Below are 19,659 nucleotides of genomic sequence, written 5' to 3' on the forward strand. Positions count from 1 at the left end.
CCATATCGGTGGCTTCACCGAAATGGTTTTAATTATATTGATAACTTTCTTTTTAACTTTTTTGACTTTCGTTATAAAATAATGCGAAAAATATCTTTATTAATAAATAAAATAAAAATAGTGAAACAATTGTTGATGAAGTTAAAATAGCTGATGCCAATTCATTTAAATGAAATTCTTTTAAGTAGTTTTTCCCTTTAAATAGCGAACAAATCAATGAAAAAAAAATAGTAAAAAAAGCTGTATATACACTACTTTTGAAATACTTTAGCAAGGTTCCAAGTTTAGTTTGATATGAAATGTTAGAATCTCTTAGCTGGCCATATTCTTTTATTATTTTTGACCCAAAAAGTGTAGATATGGCTGTGATATAAAATCCCAATAGAATCGACATAATTGTAAGAATATCATTAGAAATTTTTATAGATTTAAGATCGAAAAAAAGATTAAATGAGAAACTTAAAATTATTAGTATAATAATTTGTTTTTTATCCCTTTTATACAAATGTTTCCTCCTTCGAAAAATGTATTATTTTATTAATCAATTCACTTTTAACCGTATTATTGTCGTACAAGCCAGTTTCTGGATCAAGCCCTACATTTATATCTAATGAAACCATATAATTTTGTATATTTAATGTACTTTCTATATCATTATCGTTATAACCGCACACTAAAACATTCTCTATCTCATTATTTTTTTGACTGTTAAATATTCTTTTTATAAAACTATCTTTATTATGCTTAAAGCTTAAGCGATCATAATTAACATCTATAGTAATATATTGAGCATAATCAAACCCAAAAATATTCTTAGTATATTCATATACACCATTATCACTCTGAAAAATACTTGGCATTACAGTAAATTTAATATTTTTTAATGAACTTATTGATTTACTAAATTCTTCCACACTTTTATATTGATTTTTAATATAGACATCCAAATTAAGAATATTTTTTAAATAATCAATAAAAACGCCTTTCTTATTTGAATTAGATATATAAAAAGTTCCGGTATTAATATAATACAAACCAAATAATTGATTTTTTAATTCAATTTGAAATGGTTTTCTTGGATTGGGTTCTTCTTCGTTTTTAGGTTCGTTATATACAGTTTTGCTTCTCTTATGAAAATTATCATAATTAGCATAAATCCATAAGTAATCTTGTATTTTGTTATATTCTATTCTAAATTTATATATCTTATCATTTTTTTCATCAATAAATTTCTCCCTTTGGTTATTTTCTATTTTTAATAGCATATCTCTATCCGGTATTTTGCCATTTATAATAAGCTGCATATTTTTGAAAGATAATCTCATAAACAGTAACTCCTCTAATTTACCTTTTTCTAAATTTTACCACAAATTATCACCTTTTACAATATATAAAAAATAATTTGATATAAATAAATTAAGATATAATTTGTGCAAATTAACAATAAAAGGTAAAGCTGTTCTATGTAAACGGCTATTAAAAGGAATTAATGTCAAACACGGAAAAGCGAACCGGACGCTTTCACGCCCGGAAAGCCTACTGTTTTTCCCGTTGGCTTTTATTTTGGTTTTTGCCATCATAATAATAACATTTTTTATTACGGAATAAAAGGGGTATTCGTGGGTATTCGTGGGTTTTTTAAAAAACTTTTTTCGAACATCAAAAGAGCTTTATTATGTAATTCTTTTTTTGTATAATCAGAATCCTTACCAATATTTTCAGCAACATCCTCCCAAGGCAACCCGTTGATGTAGTAATCACGTAATAGCGCGGAATATGTGTTATTCGGCATATTATAAATTTCGCGGCTTATCTTGATTTTCAGTTGCTCCGCCTTTTCCTTCAATGTTTTAACATCAGTTTCATAATCCACAGCCCGCTCAGCATTGCTTGCTACCTTTTGGGAAATAGCTCCATTATGCTGAGGCGGCAATTCGTTGTATGCAGTCGTTATACTTGTAGCCCTCTCTTCACATTGTTCTATAGACCGCTTTAATGATGCTATTTTTTTATCGATGTCTCGTATCTGCAATAAATACTCTTTAGTTTCATCAAGATTCACGCCCTTACCTCCTCGATCCTAAAAATATCAAGCCTTTTACCCGCTCTGATTATGTACCTTCTGGCGGCTCTTGCAGAATCGAACTCCAAGTACCCGTTATCGAGCGTTCCGAGGTAACGGCTGGTCAGCTTATTAAATACACGGTATTTTTTAATCATATCAGTCTCCTTGACCTAAAGTTATATTTTATATCGTCTATTCTGTCAAAGTTACTGGACTGTCCCGGTCTGCCCTGCGGCAGCTTCGCCGCATGCAAAGCTTTTGTCTCTTCCTTTGTCGCTGATCCGTTAAAATGACAATCGTCCTCATAAGGGCATCTGCCGTTTAAGCAATCGTAAGGCGGATTGCATTTCGGTTTACAATACGGCACTGCTTTTACCCTCTGTACTTTTTAAACAAGCCTTTTTGCGGTATTTACAATCGCCGCATAAATGCTTATCGCGGCATAGTTCAATCGCTCTGTCATTAGCGGCGTCAAACTCTTCTTTAGTTTTATAAAACTTACAAATTTTTGTTTGTTTTAAACCGTCACATTCCTCACTAAGTAGATCGCATTTATATTCGCTGTCGCCAAAACCCGTTTTTGCAAATACGCATCTTTCCTTTTCGACGTTAAAATTCATTACTCTTTCCTCCTGAAATTTCCTCAATGCTTAAATCCGTGATATCCGCGCTTACATCACAAACATCCATTAAAACGCTTTTAACCAACGACTTCATATCCTCCGGTTTGTCCGTTTCAGCCGTAAGCTGAATCTGCGCCGTTGCTCTGACTATGTAGGTTTTCATTTCATTCGCTCCAATCTATTGCCTGACCGCATTTCGGACAATAATCATATTTTTCATAATCTATTTCATAGCTGCTGTCGCAGTTAGGGCAATCGTACATGTCGTATATCAGATTGTCGTCATCGTCATAACCGTCACCGTAAATATTCGGCTTTTTCGGTATCTGCTTTTCGATCGCCTCGGCAGCATACTTTAAGATTTCTTCTTTACTCATTTTCTTCGTCCTCCTCATACATATCAAGGTTTTCATTTATGTAAAATGGCTTGGACGTAAATTTAATACTTAAATGATTTTTCTCAGGTATAGAAATAATCATTGTGCAGTTATTTAAAACTGCAACTTCTGTATCTCCCACTTCCATACTCTGCCCTTTGTGTTTTTCCACGTACTTTTCGTAAAACATCCTCAATGCCTTATCTTCGTTAATCATTTTCTTCTCCTTCCAACAGTTCGGGGTTGTCAAATTTATTGCCTACTAATTTAGCGTAATAACAACAGTGGGATTTGTACACACCGTGTGTTTGACTGCTTCTATAAGTATATATTTTTTCAGTAATTATCTCGGGACCTTCTTCTAATCTATAATTTCGAAACAATTCTGTCATGTAAAATGAACCAGCAAACCACTCTATGAGCATTGTTTTAATCAATGCGCCATTATGATTATGTTTTGTTTTATTATAAAAATAAAACTCAACAATATCCCCCTCAAAAATCTTCCTGCCGTATTCATCCTTCATGCCCGTATACTGTCCGACTGTTTCGGGAATGACCGGATAACAGTTAACATCGCCTATAGGGCAAATATTTGGTCTTTCGTATTTGTTTGCAAGCAAATCTCCAGCAAGCCACGCGCCGTTATACCGCTTACCTCTGAATAATATCGCCCTCATCGGCTGCCTCCGTTCTAACCTTTTCCTTTTCATAATTAGCGCATTTAAACAAGCTTTCAGCAAAATTCAAACCCGCTTGAATACCGTCGTAATATTTTTTGAGTCCATATAAATCACGGTCGTAATCATACTCCTTTCGACGACGATAAGCTTCAATCGCTTCTAACGCTTTGTCAGTATCAATATTTTTTGCCTTATACATAGATTACCTCCTAATTTTTTATCCTCCCTGACTTTCATTAACAGCCGAATAGCTGTCGTTCGTTATTTCAATCTCCGTTCTTGGATTTTTCTTATCCACCTTGCCGCACAGTCTCAGGTCAATGTTGCTGAAGCTGTCGTCGGCAATAATACCCGCCTTTACAAGTCCGTCCAGTATAAACTTCCCGCTGTAGTTGTCGGGATCCCGCCGTATTTTATTTCCAAAAAAATATGTAAGGGTAACAACGGCCTTTTCAAGCGGTTTTTCCGGTTTAGGCCTGCATTTAAGCGATATAAGCTTCGCCCAGTACTTTTTCTTTTCCTGATACTCCCATTTATTTGTCCTCCCGATAAATTTGTTATTGCTCGGAGGTATCTCGTTTATCGTGTATTTCATTCCTGTATTTCTCCATAAGCACGCCGTTCCAACAGCCGCGCTTGAAATAATTGCTTTTTTCAGTAGTCACTTTTTGGCCTATTTCACATAAGGCCAGTGAATTTCCGCCAAGCTCGCATTCATGACATGCCACCCATTGAAATCTTCCGTAAATATAACTATTCATATTCGCCGCCGAAATCATTTACAAAGGCTTTTAAATCCTCCAGATTATAGCTGTGCTCTTGTTCAGGCAGATTTTTAGAGCGATTATCATAATTGCCGTCCAGAACCTTTGCCATATTGGTATCATTTATAAGCCAGTCGAATGTAGCCCGCCAATCGCATTTAATTTTTCCTTTTAAGAAATCACTGGATTCTGCTTTTTTAAACAGTCTTTCAAAATCTTTTAGATTATATTTTTTCAGGCTTGCTTTAACAGCTTTCTTTCTGGCTTCTGAATATTGGGTTATTCTGGGATACGACCTGCATATCCGATTATATAATTCAAATATTAACATACAGTTATCCTGGGGAGCGTCAGGTGTAGGCGGTACGCCGTCTTCTTTACTTTCCTTTACTTTACTCTTCTTTACTTTACTTTCCTTTGTGCCGTTAATCTCGGATAAACTGGAGTTATTCGCAGATAAACCTATATTAATCTGCGAATTATTTTCACAAGGGCGCACTTTAATAAAGCTATGGGTTTCATCTTTTTTTAAAACCCAGAACTTTGCTTCAACATCAATATCAGGCTGAGTACTTTTACGTGTGTTTTTTGCTTCCTGATATCTTCGCTGGATTGATGCGGCAGTTAAAACCTTCACCGACTTAGCAAGTGTATCGTCAAACAGTGACCGACTAAGCAAGTAGTTTATAATCTGCTGAATAGAATTTTCCGATATATTCAGTTCGTCTGAAATGTCGAGAATCAAGTCCTCATCATAATTTATATAGTATCCGCTGCGGTAAATTTCGCACAGCAGATACATATATACCGTTACGCCGTCTGTACCGTACCTGGCTCGCAGGCGTTTTATTTTTTTGTCCGAAAAGAAATCTACATCTAAAGGAAAGTAGTCAAGCCCTTTTTTTCGCGGTCTTGCCAACTTATCACCTCATTTCAAGGAGCATATATAAACACCCCGTTAAAACGGAACTTCTCCGTCGCTTAAAATTTCCTCGAAGTCCTCTAAACCGCCTATTGCCGCCGATTCCTGATTAGCCGTACTTACTGCCGATTTAGGCGGATCGGCGAAGGCATAACCCGCTGCGGAAGCATTCCCGCCGTCACCGGAGGATTTACTTTCGCCAAAGTTAACATTATCCGCCTGAACGTCCATAGAGTAATGCTTAACGCCGTTCTTATCGGTATAATTGTTGTTTCTCAAACTTCCTTCAACAATTATCATTTTACCCTTAGAAAAATATCTGTTGATAAATTCAGCCGTATTGCGCCATGCCACGACATTTATAAAATCAGTCTGCCTTTCACCGGTTTCCTTAGAAGTATAATTCCTGTTTACCGCCACCGAAAACCTGCACGTCGCTATTCCCGACGGGGTTTGCTTTAATTCAGGATCGGCTGTAAGCCGACCCATTATTATTACTTTGTTAAGCATTTTGATCCTCCATTAAGCTTGTAAAGTCGTCTATTTCATTTTCCAAAGCAGGCTCCTGAACAGGCGATTCATATAATTCCGCATCAATTGGCGCGTTGCCGATCGGTTCTTCAATATTCATTTCTTCCGCTCCGTACATTCCTTCAAAATTGTCCGGGAAAGCCTCTCTTAACGCCTGCATTTTTGCAACCTTGCGTATCATAGTAGCCGGTTTTGACGCCCACTGCGCGTTGATAGTACCGTCCTTTTTTTTGCCTATGTATTCGTCAAGTGATACGGAAGCTTTTACAGGCTTATCATATCCGTCAACATAAACCTCAGCCCAACCTCCTAATAATTGTTCATCAGGCAGCACAATTGTTCCAGTTCTGTTTTCAATACCGATATCAGGGCTATATACCACAACTCCCGCGTCAAAGCCTTTGTACTTATCGCATCTTGCCGCGCGCTTTTCAAAGGCTGCTTTTCCGGTTACTATTGTAGCCGGTTGATTGCCGTACTTAATCAGGTAAGCTTCTCGTAAAAATGGATTCAAGCCCTGATATTTGCAAAGGTTGATAAACATTACAATCTCTTGTGTTGTAACTTTATCCGCGTCGCCTGAAACAAGATATTTTTTTACGGTGTTCGGACTTAGCTTGACATCAGCGTTTCCTGCTTTAAAAGTAATTTCAAGCGGATTTGAATCTGATTTAGATTTAACCAATGAATTATTTACTGCCATTTTCTTTAACCTCTTTCTCTTTCTTGATTGTTTCAAATTTTATACCGTTATTTCTCATAAAGTTCATTAAACTTATTATCTGACTGCGAGTACAAACAACCCGAAACGAAGCTGTTCCGACCGAATCGGCCGCTATATCTTTTTCCATTCCCGGAATAACTTGCTGCGTATCTGATATCACTGTCGGCTGTACCGGTTTAGATTTTTCTGTATTTAACGCCTTCGCTTGGATTTCCGTTTCTTTTTTTAATTGTGCAGCATATACAAGCGTTTTACTTAAATCGTAATTTTTGCAATACTCTGACAAAATAGCCGATTTATAAGACACGTCTGAATATTGGTCGTTTATAGTTGCCAATTCCTCGCGGATCCGGTCGATGGTATCTCCGATCTCATTTTTCAACGTATCCGTTTTTATTGTAACGTTTGCCCATTTGGGGTTTAATATTTTATCAAATAAAACGATCTCTGCAAGTTCTTTTACATTCTCATTAAAATACGTTTTCAGTTCGTTGTATTTTTCCTGCTTTTTTATCTCCTCGAACTCCTTGATCTGAGTGTCAATTGCAATAACGGGAGCCTTGATAAGAGATACTAATTCCTTGCATTGCGCTTCAAAGTTATTGTATGGAGCAAGGCATACCGACTTGATTTCCTTGCGTTTGTCCTCAATTGCCGCCGCCAGCTTATTAAGCTTTGCCTTATCGGCCTTTGCGGCTTTTATTCCGTCTTCAGTCACAACGAGATTTTTGTATTTTATAAGTTTTTCTTCAAGCTCTGATTTTATTTCCTCAAAATTGAAATCTATGCTCTGAGGAAATGCGCCAAGATCAGTTTTAACTAAAAAATCCATATATCCTCCTTAAATATCCGGCAGAATTTGCGCCGGCCTTTTTCCCGACTGAAGAGATTCCCAAAACTGTGATTCTTTTTCAATCAGATATTCGATATCGTCCATAACGTCCTTCCGGTCGACGCTGTATTCCTTTACGACTGCGCGCAGCGAATCATTTTTGAAATATCTTATATATGCGCGAAGAATGGAAAAGCTCCAGCCGGTTGCTATAAGTTGGTGAAGCGCCTGTATGTAGTAGCTTTCAGGCATTGATTCATCGCTCCAATCCTTCCACTGTATCGGATTTTGAATAGTAGCGGTTTTGATTTCAAGAACGCCTTGTCTGCCAGTTCGCGTATCGGTAAGTTCTCCGTCCAGAGTAGCAAATATATACGGATGGTCCTTATCGGCATACATCCGATATTCATGATATTTTACGTCATATTCAGGGTGGTCAAGAATGAAAAGGCGTCTTACCGCGGCTTCCGCTTCCTTGCCGTATATGACGGCCGGCTTTTCTGATACGTCCTCCGGTTTCTGCAAACCGGCTTTTTCGTCCCACAGGCGCACATTACTTTTGTATTTGTTTAAGCCTATGATACATGCGGCGTCGCTCCCGCCGATACCTTTTTTTCTTGCGTTCAGCCACTCCTCTCGGTTTTTTGGATCAGCAATAATCATGATAACTCCTTTATTTTATACAGATTCATTGTAATCTTCCTCCGTCATTTCCTCCATAGAAAGAGCCAGATTGTATTTAGAAAAAAGAAGTTTAAGTTTATTAAAGCATTCGTCTGTTATTTCCCCGCCTGACGCTATGATAACGTCTTTGATTATACTTTTATATATATTTTTTTCTTTCATGCTTGACATTTCCTCCTTAGTTACTCACGGTCGTTCAGTCATTGCCGCACTTCAAAATGCGTCTTTACAACTTCAATAAAGCCTAAATATTCTTTGGCGTATTTACTGTTACCGTGTTCTTCCTTTACCTTATTTTCGAACTCGTCGAGATTCCCACTAAAACACCCGCATAAAACGTGTATATGTCCGTCTTTGCATTTAAAGAAACTGGCGGATCTATTATGAGATCCGAGTCCCTTTTCACAAAGATAATCATTATTACTGTTAATCAGCCCATCACCGCTAACCCGAGCGTATCCTCCAACCCGAGCGTAACCGTTAACCCGAGCGTAACCGCCAACCCAAGCGTAACCGCCAACCCAAGCGTCACCGTCGACCCAAGCGTTACCGTTAACCCGAGCGTTACCGCCAACCTGAGCGTTACCGCCAACCTGAGCGTTACCGCCAACCTGAGCGTTACCGCCAACCTGAGCGTTACCGCCAACCTGAGCATCACCGCCAACCCGAGCGTTACCGCCAACCCGAGCGTTACCGCCAACCTGAGCATCACCGCCAACCCAAGCGTTTCCTTCATGGCTTAAATTACGTTCGTTTTCAATAAATCCTCCTAAATCTCCGGCTTTAATATCCCCGAATGATCTTAACGCTCTTATTCTGAAAAGCGTTTTACCGCCTATTACTTTTGTCTCTTTCGTTAATTCATACTTTTTCATACTTGACATTTCCTCTCCGCTATGTTATAATAGCATTGTTAATATTTTTTATTTCCGTCCGCTACTGTGCCATCAGTGCGGGCGGTATTCTTTTGCGTACTCATAAATTAAACCTCCTTTACCTAAGCATAAAGTCATACTGCTGATCCTTATACCATTGTTCTTCCTGGGCTTCTCCCGCGTCTACCACTATCACTTTTACTTTGTGACTGCTCACACTGTCGCTGACCATTTCCAGTGCGGCGGAAGCTCCCGCAAGCGCGGCTCCCAACGCTAAAAACCACGGATTCACCAGCAGTCCCAACGCTAAGCCCGCCGTCGCTCCTATTAAGCATATCGTCCCGATTTTTTGGTATGTGTTCATTTCATTATTATCCTTTCCGGTATCGGACGAATGCCGATTACCCGCTCTTCATAAGATTCCTCCGGATCAACATGGCAGCTGTTTAAATATTCTGCAAATTTGCCCGTGCTAATTAAAATTTTTCTACCGGATTGTACGGCTACCACCTTTCCGCTCTTTGCGAGCTGTCTTACAAAATACTCCGGTAATTTAAATATTTTTGCCGTTTCTTTTATCGTTGCCATATCCGGCACTTCGCTATAAAGCATGATTTTACTCCTTTCTTAATCCCATTCGTTTTTTCCATTCTTCAAACGGCTTACGGTAAATCTCAAATTCTGTGTCAGCCATTTCGCAAGAATTTGCAAATTCGGAATATTTGCCTTGCTGAATCATGGCCTTTACTTTTGTGGGCGATGTTTTTACGCCGCACTTCCTTAAATCACAAGTCAATTCATTTAATGTCATTGTTGGGCGTGTTTCCATGATTTTCTCCTTTCCGATTAAATAACAATCATCATTGTTTTACAAGTGTGTGTTTGCGAATACACATTTAAGTTATATTCTCTTTCAAAGTCCGGATGGGACGGATGTTTTAGCCGGCGGTTTTCGCAAGTACAAATATAATTTTTTCCTCTTCTCTGATCGATAAGAACAACTTCGCCGTTCTCCCAATCAAATCCCTCGTATGTTTCAATAAATTCTTTAAGTGTCATAATTTTACTCCTTTCGTATACACCGCTAGTGCGAATTGTGTTAATTGACATTTTTCACCGTACATATTATAATTAAGATCTAATATTTTGAAAGTTTGGTGAATTATTTTGGCTTGCTTTAAATGCCCGTATTGCATGGAAAATATGTCTGTCAGTAATGATACGTCCAATTGGTTTAATTTAAATTTTATTACTCATCCAACGCAAGTTAAAGATACCCCCGTTTTGCCTAATAGCATTAAAATCACTTTTTACAAATGTCCGTCTTGTGAAAAAATATCAATTAAATGTGACGGATTGTCTTCTGATTTATCAGATTTGCACGTTGATATACTTCCACAAACAACTGCAATTAAATTCCCCGATTATGTTCCTTTAGCAATTCGTCAAGACTATGAAGAGGCGTATGCCATCTTGAATTTAAGCCCTAAGGCTTCCGCCACTCTGTCAAGGCGTTGTTTGCAAGGAATAATAAGAGATTTCTGGGGAATATCTAAATCAAGACTTGTTGATGAAATCGATGCGTTAAAAGATAAGATACATCCCTCTCAATGGAAAGTAATTGACGGTGTCAGAAGAATTGGAAATATCGGCGCTCATATGGAGAAAGATATAAACTTAATTGTTGATATCGACACCGATGAAGCGCATAAACTCGTAAAACTTATTGAGCTTCTGATTAATGATTGGTATATCAGACGTTATGAAACCGAACAACTGTATGAAGATATCATTAAAATTGACGAAGATAAAAAAATCATCAAGACTTCTCATTAACACTATCGTGTTCGGCTAAAAGATTGCCGTCAAAATCCCAATACTGAATGACCTCTCGCACGGGGTCATTTTCTGTTCCTGAGCCTTTTAAAGCCCTTGTCACAATAACAGAAATAACTTTTGCGCTATCACATCCTCTTGGCGTTACCATAACATTTTCCTTTCTTATTACGTTGACTTGATTTCTTGTCCCCAATGTCAAATTATGGTATAATTAATACATTAATTTGAGAGGGGGTGCGACTATGTCTGAATTTAATCAGCTCCGTGACCGTGTAGACAAGCTGACACTTGCATACATGGAAAAGACTTGTGATATTTCTTCTCTTTCCGTTGAAGAATTTACAAAGAAATACATAGACATTTCAGAAGAAATAAACAAAGTTTTAAAGGAAAATAAGCCCAAGTCAAAAACTATACTTTAATACTCGCACGAGGACAATACTTTCGCAATTTCAAGAATCTGCTTAGTTAGCTTTGCATATTTTCTTGAACGATGTGAGCCTAACTTAAGTTGACATTCTCTAAGGTGCTTGATTTGAGCAATAAGAGTTTGTTCAACTGTAGGCTCGCATTTTTTTAACTCTTTCATAATTCTTTCTCCTACGCTGATTTTGTGTTGTCTTTTTTAAACAAATACCTCATATCAAATTCGGGGAAAAGATTATCCCTCAGTGCAAAAGCTTCGTCAACGTCAAAACTGCGACTTTGAATCTTAGTTCTTAAAGTAGCTTCCGGCATATCGATTATTTTTGCGGCCGCATTAATTGATATTCCCTTTTTGTTTAATTCATCAAGTAAATTTGAGTACATATTTATTCACCTCCGTATTTTTTTGAACGCATTTTCGTTCTGTATCTATATTATATACGAATATGAGTACGTTGTCAAGCACAATTATCCGAATTTGCGTACTTCTACTTTATGCACAAATTTTGTATGCAATTTTGCACATATTGTACGAATATTTACAATTTTATCCGAATATTCGTACAATAGTATTGCATTTTTTTCAAGTCAATAGTATAATTAAGACAATACTTTGGAGGTGAGTAAATGGGATTCGGTAAATTACTTGAACAAAAAATGAAAGAAAAAAATGTGAAGCAATCAGAATTGGCGAAAGCCATAGATATACCGAAAACAACTTTAAGTAGTATTATACTTAGAGATAACAGCAAGGTAGAAATTGAAAAATTTCTAAAAATATGTGAATATTTAGAATGTGATCCAGAAGAATTCTATTCGGAATTTAAATCAACCAAAGAAAAAAACGCCTCGCCCATCATAGATGAACGAGACGCTTTAAGATTAAAATTAGAAAGCTTAAGCATAAAAGACCTTGAAGAAATTGATAAGTTTATGGATTATCTTATTTGGAAAGAGAAACAGGAGTAAGACGCTCTTTCTCTTTTTTTATTTTATTTAGCTTATCAAATTTATTCAAAATATTTTCTATAAGCATTTTTTTATACTCTTGTTCTGTCATTATAAATCCTCCTTAACGGAACATATGTTTTAATATCTATATTATAGAACAGCCGTTCTAATATGTCAATAGAAAATCGAACGAATTTTCTTAAATTGTAGATTTTTGTATAATTTTGACAAAAATCTAATTGTTATTTATTGCTAATTGCAAATTGATTTATTTGTCAATTTATGTTATCATTAAATTGCATTTAAATAATATGATAAGGGGGATATTACACGATGAAAAAAATAAAACAATTTGCTTGCATTTTAACGTCGCTGTCGCTGAGCTTTTGTCTTTTGGGGTGTAATTCTGATGATAAGGATAGCTCTATAGAAGAAACTATCGCAGAAACAACGGAAGCCGTAACAGAAGAATTAACTACGGAATTTCTCACAGAAGAAACAACTGAAAATCAATATGCTCTTGATTTAACAATAAACTTGGACGATAATGTATCATATAAAGTTAACAGCAATTGGGTAAGGGATGACGATGGCTCAATAAATCGTTTTTACTTGCCTAATTCATGGGTAATGGTAATCTCAAACATATCAGATACGAATTTCACATATACAGCCTCAGATTTAGTCACATTCGCGGAAAGTCTAAAGTCCGAGGGTAATATCAATGATTATAGTCTCCTCAAGATAGACGATGTTAATGCTTTTGTATCAAATGGCAAGGATACAATTGAATACACTTTTATTACCAACGGAAGCATTTACACCATTATGATCTCAAGTGATATAGAAACTCAATTAAAAGACCAGATAATAGAATCAATTGAAATTAAGGAAATTGATTTAGAAAAAGAAACCGAAAATTCTGTTCCTAAAGAATATTCTAACGCTCTGGTCAAAGCAAAAACATATAGTGATAGTTTACATATGTCAAAAGCTGCTATATATGAACAGCTAACATCTGAATATGGCGAGGGCTTTTCAGAAGATGCCGCAAATTATGCAGTTGAAAATTTGAAAGCAGACTACAAAAATAACGCATTAGAAAAAGCAAAAACATATCAAGATAGCATGGCTATGTCTAAAAACGCTATTTATGACCAGTTAATTTCAGAATATGGCGAGCAGTTTACCGAAGAAGAAGCACAATACGCCATTGATCATTTAGAATAATCCCCTCCCCGACTAACATCGGGGAGTTTTTATAACAAAAGCTTTCTGAATCGCTCCACAGCTTTATCGTTATATCTAAACGCGTCAACTTCCTTACTGGAGTACGGAGACTTATCGCGATAGAACTCTCCGTATTCGTCGGTTTTTAATTCGTAAGCATTTGCAATCCGCCCAACCTTTTGAGCCGATACATTAAACATTTCACCGATTTCAGTGGCCGAATACATTTTCTGTTCCGACTTCGGTAAAGGTAACAACGGTTTTCCGGCAAGAACTTCCGCCGACTTAGCCACCAGAATATTTTTATACTGCTCCGAAAGAGTATTGACCGAAGCAAGCTTTAAATATTGATTGGACATCCTAACGCGAGCATTCATTTCTTTGACTTCCAAACTCTTGGATTTATCAGTATTGGACTGCGGGACTTGATAGCTTCCTGTTTTGCGAATTGACGGTAATACTTCACTTGTTACCCAATGTTTGAACTTTTTCGCATTTGGCATTTTGCTCGAAAGAATAAGACTGTAAAGACCGGACTCGTTGATACACACAGGATTTTGTTCTCTTCCTATGGAGTCACGAATCGTTACCCCATCCGTCTTGTCCTCTTCATCCACATGGTCGATGATAGCTTTACGTGGATTTGCATAGGCAAGAATTTCAGCAACATCCTTGCCTACAAAGTATGGCTCACCTTCAATAGCAATTGCGCGAACAGAGCCGAACTCGGTGTTCTCAAAAATTTTAATTTCATTCATTTCAATTTTTCCTTTCTGCCGCTATGCGGACTTTGATTCTTTTTGAACTAACAAATAGTCAACGGGCACTCCAAAAATATCCGCCATTTTTAAAAGCTTATTCTGGGGGATTTTGCCTTTTATCCTCCAGTTGTAATATGATTTTCTGCTTACCCCCAGAAGACTTGCAAGCTGAGTTATTGTCAAGCCATTTCTTGCTCTTTCAGCCTCAATGTTAGGATACATAAAATCACCTCCTTGGTCTACTCGTTTCGGGTATATTTATAGTTTATACTCATTTCGGGCAGTTGTCAATATGCATAATACCCAAAATGAATACTATTAATTTGTATTATTTACCCAATTAGAAAACATCCTATTGACACACTTACTCAATTTGTGTATAATCAAATTAAGAAGGGTGGTACGAATATATGAATAGGATTAAAATGCTCAGGGAAGAAAAGCAAATGAATATGAGGGAAGTTGCTGACGCTTTAAAAATCCCTTATACAACTTATGTTAACTATGAAAAGGAATTGAGGGAGCCTAATTCTGAAATGCTTATATCACTAGCAAACTATTTTGAGGTCTCTATTGATTATCTTATCGGTAGAAGTGATTCAAGAAAAAACAATTTACTTAGCAATGAATTAGAATCCAATTTTAATATAAAAGAAAAGAAACTCGTTGATTCTTACCGAAGCCACCCGGAAATGCAATCGGCAGTAGATAAACTGCTGGGGATAGATACTGAAGATTAATCGTTGCCTCCTTTCGATTTATTGTCGAATCATGATTACATTTTTTATTATACTCATGAATTTCAGGATTGCAATAGCGTTGTCGTGAAATACGCGTATACTGTCGCAGTAAAATTTGGAAGTGGGTTTCAACAGTGCTTTTTTGTGCAATATTAACATGTAAAGGAGCGTTAAACATGCTTTGTATAAAGTGTAAGAAAGAAATACCGGATGATTCCCTTTTTTGCAATTGGTGCGGAAAAAAACAAACAGTCGAAAAAAGGAAATCACGCCGTAGAGCAAATTCACAAGGCTCTGTATACAAAGTTTCCGGAAATCGTAGAAAACCATACGCCGCTATTTTGCCGTGTAAGTATGATAAAGAGGGAAATTCTAAGCGTACTGTTCTCGGATATTTTGAAACAAAAACGGAAGCTTTAAACGCTTTAAACGAAGCGGTAGCTGCGAACATGTCCGATAAAATAAGAATGTCCTTAGGAGATGTTTTTGAAAGCTGGAAAAAAATTCACTATAGAGATCTGTCTAAAGACGCAATCAGTAATTATAATTCTGCATGGAAATATATTGAAGTTTATGGATTCAAAAAAATTAAGGATTTAAGAGCTCCCGACATACAAAAGTGTCTTGATGACGCGGTGGCTTCTGGAAGATCAAGAGCTACATGTGAAAAAATACGCTCTCTATATAGCCAGTTATGCAAATATGCAATGTCACAGGACATAATATCTCAAAACTATGCGCAATTTTTAAAATTACCTAAAGCAGATAAAAAAGAAAAAGAAACTTTTAGCGAATCGGATATAAAAATTTTACTGTCCAATGATACAGATAGGACCGCTAAAATTGTTCTGATACTCATTTTTAGCGGATTGAGGATAGGAGAACTTTTTGACATGAAGAAAGAAAACGCATATTTAGACGATTCCCCTCCTCGTTTAATTGGCGGCAAAAAAAGCGAAGCCGGAACTAACAGAATAATACCTATTCACTCGGCAATAATTAATTATATAAAATACTTTTACAATGAATCCGGAAATTATTTAATATCAAATAAAGTTGGAAACCGATTAAATGAAAAGAATTTTAGAGAAAGGGAATACTACCCTTTGCTTGAAAGGTTGGGAATAACTCGTAAATCGCCCCACAGCACCCGCCACACTTTTGCCACCCTACTGCAAGCTAAAGGAGCTAAACCGGAAGATTTGATAAAAGTCATAGGACATGCAGATTATGAAACCACTACAGAAAATTATATACATCAAAACATAGATAAGCTATCGGAAATGATAGAATTATTAAAAGTGGAAAAATGATAGCAGTTTGATAGCAACCGTTTTTAAATACGGGCATATAATCACAAACAAAACAGTGTATTTACGCTGTTGAGCCATTAATATTTTATTTGGTAAGGACGAGGTCACCAGTTCGAATCTGGTTAGCAGCTCCAGGATAATCCCCCATTTTACGCCGTTTGCAAGCAATTGCAGGCGGTGTATTTTTATGCCTAAATAGGTTTCAGGGCACTATTAGGGCACTAAGGATAATCAAAATAACAAGAAAATACTGCGATTTACTAAATACTAAATATTACATATAGACAATTAATTAATCTCTTGATATAATTTGTATAAAAGGAGGTAATTAATGAATATCGCAGTCTGTGACGACGAACAGGTTTTTGTAGACTACTTTTCAGAAATCATAAATTGTTATTTTAAAGACCATGGCATGCATTGCAGCATAAAAAAATTTTACTTTGTACAGGACCTGTTAAAAGAATATTTTGAATCAAATAATATCGACGTTATAGTTTTAGATATTGAAATGCCGGAATATGACGGATTATATGCCGCTGAACAAATCAGAAATGTTAATAAGGAAATACCTATAATGTTTCTGTCAAGCAGTATTGATACCTCTTGTTAATCATTCGTACGGTCCCGAAAAGGAGTTTATCACAATATCCGATGATTCAGCTGATTCTGCTTATGAAAAACTCGGCTACAGCGTTTACGATGATAACCCGTCTATGCTCTTGATTAGGGAAGCGTTTAAGTGCGCGCAGACAGTTATTGTGTATATCGTAAAGGGCGGAGCCAAAGCGTCCGGTTCGGGAGGAGGACTTACTGCGGAGGCAAAATACGGGGGCTCAAGAGGAAATGACATCAGTTATTCGGTAGCAGCTAATCCCGTATCGGGATTTGACGTCACGGTTTACCTCAGCGGCTCGCCTAAAGAACAGTTTGAGGGGATTTCTGAGGCGACGGCTCTTTCAGAAAGCAATTATATTGTTTTTTCAGCAACCGAATCGGCGGAACTCGAATCGGTTGCAGGAGTAACCTTAACCGGAGGAACAGATTCTGTTGCGGCAAATTCCGACATATCTGACTTTCTTGATGATATGGAAAGCGTTAATTTCAATACTCTGGCGTTTCCTGTAACAGAAGAATCGCTGCTTGCGGCTTGTAAAACTAAAATACGGTACCTGCGTGAAAATGTAGGGCGTGGAGTAAAAGCTGTTGTAGCAGATTATAAAGCCGATTATGAGGGTATTATTAACGTAACAAATTCAGTTGTCATTAACGGGGTAACGCTTACTAATGCTCAGGCTACCGCATGGGTTGCCGGAGCGGACGCTTCTGCCGGCAATACTCAAAGTAATACCCAGAAAATTTATGTCGGAGCTGAAAAGGTTGCCGCTCCGAAAACCCATGAGCAGGCTGTTGCAGCTATTCAAAACGGCGAGTTTTTCTTTTCGTATTCTGAAAGCGGAGATGTTGTTGTGGAATATGATATTAACAGTCTCATTACTTTTACAGAAAAGAAAGATAAATCTTACAGTAAAAACCGAGTGCTGAGGGTATTAGATACATTCGCAGAAAATATTAGAGCGAATTTCCCTCCGAATAAGTATAACAATAATGAAACAGGCTGGGATATTATGGATGGTATGGGTAGAGCCATTCTGAAGCAATTTTATGAAGCCGGCGCAATACAGAACGTTGACTACAGCTCTGACTTTGCGGTTGACAGAGGAATAAGCAAGGGAGACAGTACTTATTTTAACGTTGCTATAGAGCCTGTTGACAGCGCGGAAAAGCTTTATTTTACTATTAAAACAAGATAAGGAGGTATAAATCGTGTCTGATTATAACAAAAAACCTATTGTTCTTACAGAAGGAAAAGTATTTATAGACGGCGAGGAAATTTTTGACTGTGTAAAGTGCGAGATTAAATTTACACCGGAGACATATACAGGAAAGGTATTAGGGGAGCGTTCCCCTAGTACAAGATGGAAAGGCTTTACTATAACCGGAACGATAACGCGGAGACGGTCTACTCCATTTTTAAAGGAAATAGTACAGAGATACCAAAAGGACGGAGTGGAGCCGGAGTTTACTATTCAAGGCGTAATGGACGATAAAGGCTCGGACTATTACAGAGATTATGGCTCGGATACAATAACGGCGGTAGGCTGCATATTTACGGGGGACATTATACTTACATCCCTTGACAGTAGCGGGGACGTTGTTGACGATTCGATTTCATTCAATGCTAAGGACATTATAGTTTAAACATAAATTGACAAAAAAAGACACCCGTGGTATAATAACCGTATGGGTGTCTGCATAAAACGGTAGGCGGTTTCTCCCTGACAAGGGAGGTGATAACAATGACATTATCGGAACTTATCCAGTTCGTAACAATGCTAACTTGTGTTATCACTCTTGTTTATAAGGTCACAAAAGACATTTTTAACAAGAAATAATTTCTTTACATAAAAAAGAAATACCGCCCACTCTTCCAAAGTAACGGTATTTCTTTAATACTAACATTTTGGGATGAACCGCTTATCGCAGACACCCTTTTCATCTATTATTATATCACAATTTTATAAAATGTCAAGCGCTCCTAACGGGGCGCATTTTATTCCTGCCCGAAACGGTTAAGGCTTAAAACTGTCCCGAAAAAATAATATTATGGAGGTTTTTATTATGACAAAGAATTTAAGCTATTTTATGAGAGAGGAAAAGGAAGAGATTATTACGGCGCCTGCTCCGGAAAGCTTTAAGGATGAAAGCGGTAAGCCGATTCAAATGGAAATTAAAGTATTATCAGGCGAAAGAATAAGAAAAATTACCGACAGTTACCGAAAGAGAAGCGTCGCATTCGATAACAACGGTAAACCGTATATAGAAAACGGAGAGGTTGTTTTCCAGACTGAAAACGATACGCCGAGGGCATTCCGTCATATAATTGCTGAAGCTCTTGTATTTCCGAATCTTTGCGATAAGGAGCTTATGGATTTTTATCGCTGCTATGATAAGACAGAAATGCCGCTTAAGGTTTTTTCAAAGCGCGGCGAGTACGACCAGGTATTCAACACTGTTATGACGGCTCTCGGGCTAATGCAGTCTAAAAAGGAAACCGAAAATAATCTGGTTGAAGAAGCAAAAAACTAATATCCTGCAAGGGAAGCGATTCTTATTGGGCGCATGTTTTATGGCAGCGTCACGGACTACGTATGGAGGAGTTTGAAAAAATGTCTAAGAGGACCAGGCTCTTCTATATCGCGTCTGAGGTATGCGAATCAGAAAACCCTTGCAGGACTGATATTGAAATTTTTCTTGC

Annotated in this window: 38 protein-coding genes; 10 read left to right on the top strand and 28 right to left on the bottom strand. The window is 37.2% G+C overall.

Features of this window, described 5'->3' with window-relative positions:
* Positions 1–52 precede the first annotated feature (52 nt).
* The 24 genes from ACYQ0N_RS08685 to ACYQ0N_RS08800 all read right to left on the bottom strand — a co-directional run bounded on the left by ACYQ0N_RS08685 (position 53) and on the right by ACYQ0N_RS08800 (position 10,139).
* On the bottom strand, positions 53–505 hold the full coding sequence (locus ACYQ0N_RS08685; protein WP_460162348.1) for a hypothetical protein: 453 nt from the start codon (positions 503–505) through the stop codon (positions 53–55).
* Positions 498–1,325 (bottom strand): hypothetical protein, encoded by an 828-nt coding sequence (locus tag ACYQ0N_RS08690; RefSeq protein ID WP_460162347.1) that lies wholly within the window; start codon positions 1,323–1,325, stop codon positions 498–500. Before ACYQ0N_RS08690 ends, ACYQ0N_RS08685 begins: the two co-directional genes overlap by 8 nt.
* Positions 1,326–1,597: 272 nt before the next feature.
* Entirely contained in the window at positions 1,598–2,062 is a 465-nt protein-coding gene (locus tag ACYQ0N_RS08695; protein WP_460162448.1) for a hypothetical protein, read from the bottom strand.
* The gene (locus ACYQ0N_RS08700) at positions 2,059–2,220 is read right to left on the bottom strand and encodes a hypothetical protein (protein WP_419069869.1); all 162 of its coding nucleotides are present in this window, start codon (positions 2,218–2,220) and stop codon (positions 2,059–2,061) included. Before ACYQ0N_RS08700 ends, ACYQ0N_RS08695 begins: the two co-directional genes overlap by 4 nt.
* Complete coding sequence (locus tag ACYQ0N_RS08705; RefSeq protein WP_460161747.1) at positions 2,217–2,432, bottom strand: hypothetical protein; 216 nt, start codon at positions 2,430–2,432, stop codon at positions 2,217–2,219. The genes ACYQ0N_RS08700 and ACYQ0N_RS08705 overlap by 4 nt, the downstream gene beginning before the upstream one ends.
* On the bottom strand, positions 2,419–2,685 hold the full coding sequence (locus tag ACYQ0N_RS08710; protein WP_460161746.1) for a hypothetical protein: 267 nt from the start codon (positions 2,683–2,685) through the stop codon (positions 2,419–2,421). The genes ACYQ0N_RS08705 and ACYQ0N_RS08710 overlap by 14 nt, the downstream gene beginning before the upstream one ends.
* Positions 2,675–2,851, bottom strand: coding sequence for a hypothetical protein (locus ACYQ0N_RS08715; protein WP_460161745.1), 177 nt, complete (start codon positions 2,849–2,851; stop codon positions 2,675–2,677). Before ACYQ0N_RS08715 ends, ACYQ0N_RS08710 begins: the two co-directional genes overlap by 11 nt.
* 1 nt (position 2,852) lies before the next feature.
* Entirely contained in the window at positions 2,853–3,065 is a 213-nt protein-coding gene (locus tag ACYQ0N_RS08720; protein WP_460161744.1) for a hypothetical protein, read from the bottom strand.
* Complete coding sequence (locus ACYQ0N_RS08725; RefSeq protein ID WP_460161743.1) at positions 3,058–3,282, bottom strand: hypothetical protein; 225 nt, start codon at positions 3,280–3,282, stop codon at positions 3,058–3,060. Before ACYQ0N_RS08725 ends, ACYQ0N_RS08720 begins: the two co-directional genes overlap by 8 nt.
* Entirely contained in the window at positions 3,275–3,745 is a 471-nt protein-coding gene (locus ACYQ0N_RS08730; RefSeq protein WP_460161742.1) for a YopX family protein, read from the bottom strand. Before ACYQ0N_RS08730 ends, ACYQ0N_RS08725 begins: the two co-directional genes overlap by 8 nt.
* On the bottom strand, positions 3,720–3,947 hold the full coding sequence (locus ACYQ0N_RS08735) for a hypothetical protein (protein ID WP_460161741.1): 228 nt from the start codon (positions 3,945–3,947) through the stop codon (positions 3,720–3,722). Before ACYQ0N_RS08735 ends, ACYQ0N_RS08730 begins: the two co-directional genes overlap by 26 nt.
* An 18-nt stretch (positions 3,948–3,965) precedes the next feature.
* Complete coding sequence (locus ACYQ0N_RS08740; RefSeq protein WP_460161740.1) at positions 3,966–4,343, bottom strand: RusA family crossover junction endodeoxyribonuclease; 378 nt, start codon at positions 4,341–4,343, stop codon at positions 3,966–3,968.
* Positions 4,306–4,509 (bottom strand): hypothetical protein, encoded by a 204-nt coding sequence (locus ACYQ0N_RS08745; RefSeq protein WP_460161739.1) that lies wholly within the window; start codon positions 4,507–4,509, stop codon positions 4,306–4,308. The genes ACYQ0N_RS08740 and ACYQ0N_RS08745 overlap by 38 nt, the downstream gene beginning before the upstream one ends.
* The gene (locus tag ACYQ0N_RS08750) at positions 4,502–5,431 is read right to left on the bottom strand and encodes a DUF4373 domain-containing protein (protein WP_460162338.1); all 930 of its coding nucleotides are present in this window, start codon (positions 5,429–5,431) and stop codon (positions 4,502–4,504) included. The genes ACYQ0N_RS08745 and ACYQ0N_RS08750 overlap by 8 nt, the downstream gene beginning before the upstream one ends.
* 39 nt (positions 5,432–5,470) lie before the next feature.
* Positions 5,471–5,944: a single-stranded DNA-binding protein gene (locus ACYQ0N_RS08755; RefSeq protein ID WP_460162337.1), complete on the bottom strand. Its 474-nt coding sequence runs from the start codon at positions 5,942–5,944 to the stop codon at positions 5,471–5,473.
* Positions 5,937–6,668, bottom strand: coding sequence for a phage recombination protein Bet (gene bet / locus ACYQ0N_RS08760; protein WP_418830969.1), 732 nt, complete (start codon positions 6,666–6,668; stop codon positions 5,937–5,939). The genes ACYQ0N_RS08755 and bet overlap by 8 nt, the downstream gene beginning before the upstream one ends.
* Positions 6,655–7,521, bottom strand: a complete 867-nt coding sequence (locus ACYQ0N_RS08765) for a DUF1351 domain-containing protein (protein ID WP_460162336.1) — start codon at positions 7,519–7,521, stop codon at positions 6,655–6,657. Before ACYQ0N_RS08765 ends, bet begins: the two co-directional genes overlap by 14 nt.
* Before the next feature lie 9 nt (positions 7,522–7,530).
* Positions 7,531–8,184: a lambda-exonuclease family protein gene (locus tag ACYQ0N_RS08770; protein ID WP_460162335.1), complete on the bottom strand. Its 654-nt coding sequence runs from the start codon at positions 8,182–8,184 to the stop codon at positions 7,531–7,533.
* Between the two features lie 15 nt (positions 8,185–8,199).
* Entirely contained in the window at positions 8,200–8,367 is a 168-nt protein-coding gene (locus tag ACYQ0N_RS08775; RefSeq protein ID WP_460162334.1) for a hypothetical protein, read from the bottom strand.
* Positions 8,368–8,405: 38 nt separating this feature from the next.
* Complete coding sequence (locus ACYQ0N_RS08780; protein ID WP_460162333.1) at positions 8,406–9,089, bottom strand: LbetaH domain-containing protein; 684 nt, start codon at positions 9,087–9,089, stop codon at positions 8,406–8,408.
* A 109-nt stretch (positions 9,090–9,198) separates the two neighbouring features.
* Positions 9,199–9,444 (bottom strand): hypothetical protein, encoded by a 246-nt coding sequence (locus ACYQ0N_RS08785; protein WP_460162332.1) that lies wholly within the window; start codon positions 9,442–9,444, stop codon positions 9,199–9,201.
* On the bottom strand, positions 9,441–9,692 hold the full coding sequence (locus ACYQ0N_RS08790) for a helix-turn-helix domain-containing protein (RefSeq protein ID WP_460162331.1): 252 nt from the start codon (positions 9,690–9,692) through the stop codon (positions 9,441–9,443). The genes ACYQ0N_RS08785 and ACYQ0N_RS08790 overlap by 4 nt, the downstream gene beginning before the upstream one ends.
* A 4-nt stretch (positions 9,693–9,696) precedes the next feature.
* The gene (locus ACYQ0N_RS08795; RefSeq protein ID WP_460162330.1) at positions 9,697–9,909 is read right to left on the bottom strand and encodes a hypothetical protein; all 213 of its coding nucleotides are present in this window, start codon (positions 9,907–9,909) and stop codon (positions 9,697–9,699) included.
* Positions 9,910–9,926: 17 nt separating this feature from the next.
* Positions 9,927–10,139, bottom strand: coding sequence for a hypothetical protein (locus ACYQ0N_RS08800; protein WP_460162329.1), 213 nt, complete (start codon positions 10,137–10,139; stop codon positions 9,927–9,929).
* A 108-nt stretch (positions 10,140–10,247) separates the two neighbouring features.
* Here ACYQ0N_RS08800 and ACYQ0N_RS08805 point away from each other — a divergent pair, with 108 nt between their 5' ends.
* Positions 10,248–10,916 (top strand): DUF4145 domain-containing protein, encoded by a 669-nt coding sequence (locus tag ACYQ0N_RS08805; protein ID WP_460162328.1) that lies wholly within the window; start codon positions 10,248–10,250, stop codon positions 10,914–10,916.
* Positions 10,917–11,161: 245 nt separating this feature from the next.
* Entirely contained in the window at positions 11,162–11,341 is a 180-nt protein-coding gene (locus tag ACYQ0N_RS08810) for a hypothetical protein (RefSeq protein ID WP_460162449.1), read from the top strand.
* Here ACYQ0N_RS08810 and ACYQ0N_RS08815 read toward each other — a convergent pair.
* On the bottom strand, positions 11,338–11,508 hold the full coding sequence (locus ACYQ0N_RS08815; protein WP_460162450.1) for a hypothetical protein: 171 nt from the start codon (positions 11,506–11,508) through the stop codon (positions 11,338–11,340). The genes ACYQ0N_RS08810 and ACYQ0N_RS08815 overlap by 4 nt on opposite strands.
* Positions 11,509–11,519: 11 nt before the next feature.
* On the bottom strand, positions 11,520–11,729 hold the full coding sequence (locus ACYQ0N_RS08820) for a hypothetical protein (RefSeq protein WP_460162451.1): 210 nt from the start codon (positions 11,727–11,729) through the stop codon (positions 11,520–11,522).
* Between the two features lie 243 nt (positions 11,730–11,972).
* Here ACYQ0N_RS08820 and ACYQ0N_RS08825 point away from each other — a divergent pair, with 243 nt between their 5' ends.
* Both ACYQ0N_RS08825 and ACYQ0N_RS08830 read left to right on the top strand, forming a co-directional pair.
* Positions 11,973–12,314: a helix-turn-helix domain-containing protein gene (locus ACYQ0N_RS08825; RefSeq protein WP_460162452.1), complete on the top strand. Its 342-nt coding sequence runs from the start codon at positions 11,973–11,975 to the stop codon at positions 12,312–12,314.
* 315 nt (positions 12,315–12,629) lie between these two features.
* Complete coding sequence (locus ACYQ0N_RS08830; protein ID WP_460162453.1) at positions 12,630–13,526, top strand: Ltp family lipoprotein; 897 nt, start codon at positions 12,630–12,632, stop codon at positions 13,524–13,526.
* Between the two features lie 29 nt (positions 13,527–13,555).
* Here ACYQ0N_RS08830 and ACYQ0N_RS08835 read toward each other — a convergent pair whose 3' ends face one another.
* The gene (locus ACYQ0N_RS08835) at positions 13,556–14,284 is read right to left on the bottom strand and encodes a BRO-N domain-containing protein (RefSeq protein ID WP_460162323.1); all 729 of its coding nucleotides are present in this window, start codon (positions 14,282–14,284) and stop codon (positions 13,556–13,558) included.
* Positions 14,285–14,305: 21 nt separating this feature from the next.
* Positions 14,306–14,509: a helix-turn-helix domain-containing protein gene (locus ACYQ0N_RS08840; RefSeq protein WP_460162322.1), complete on the bottom strand. Its 204-nt coding sequence runs from the start codon at positions 14,507–14,509 to the stop codon at positions 14,306–14,308.
* 188 nt (positions 14,510–14,697) lie between these two features.
* On the opposite strand from ACYQ0N_RS08840, the gene ACYQ0N_RS08845 reads away from it, so the two are divergent.
* The 6 genes from ACYQ0N_RS08845 (at position 14,698) to ACYQ0N_RS08870 (ending at position 19,490) form a co-directional block, all read left to right on the top strand.
* Positions 14,698–15,027, top strand: coding sequence for a helix-turn-helix domain-containing protein (locus tag ACYQ0N_RS08845; protein ID WP_460162321.1), 330 nt, complete (start codon positions 14,698–14,700; stop codon positions 15,025–15,027).
* Between the two features lie 449 nt (positions 15,028–15,476).
* Entirely contained in the window at positions 15,477–16,340 is an 864-nt protein-coding gene (locus tag ACYQ0N_RS08850; protein WP_460162320.1) for a tyrosine-type recombinase/integrase, read from the top strand.
* A gap of 331 nt (positions 16,341–16,671) precedes the next feature.
* Entirely contained in the window at positions 16,672–16,953 is a 282-nt protein-coding gene (locus tag ACYQ0N_RS08855) for a response regulator (RefSeq protein WP_177531778.1), read from the top strand.
* Positions 16,937–18,154 carry a phage tail sheath family protein gene (locus tag ACYQ0N_RS08860; RefSeq protein WP_460162454.1) on the top strand — a complete coding sequence of 406 codons (1,218 nt, stop codon included), beginning with the start codon at positions 16,937–16,939 and terminating at the stop codon, positions 18,152–18,154. Before ACYQ0N_RS08855 ends, ACYQ0N_RS08860 begins: the two co-directional genes overlap by 17 nt.
* A 13-nt stretch (positions 18,155–18,167) precedes the next feature.
* A complete protein-coding gene (locus ACYQ0N_RS08865) occupies positions 18,168–18,602 on the top strand; it encodes a phage tail tube protein (protein WP_177531780.1) in 435 nt (144 codons plus the stop codon).
* A gap of 420 nt (positions 18,603–19,022) precedes the next feature.
* Positions 19,023–19,490, top strand: coding sequence for a phage tail assembly chaperone (locus tag ACYQ0N_RS08870; RefSeq protein ID WP_177531781.1), 468 nt, complete (start codon positions 19,023–19,025; stop codon positions 19,488–19,490).
* Positions 19,491–19,659: the final 169 nt, after the last annotated feature.

The sequence above is a fragment of the Ruminococcus sporogenes genome, from assembly GCF_054655175.1.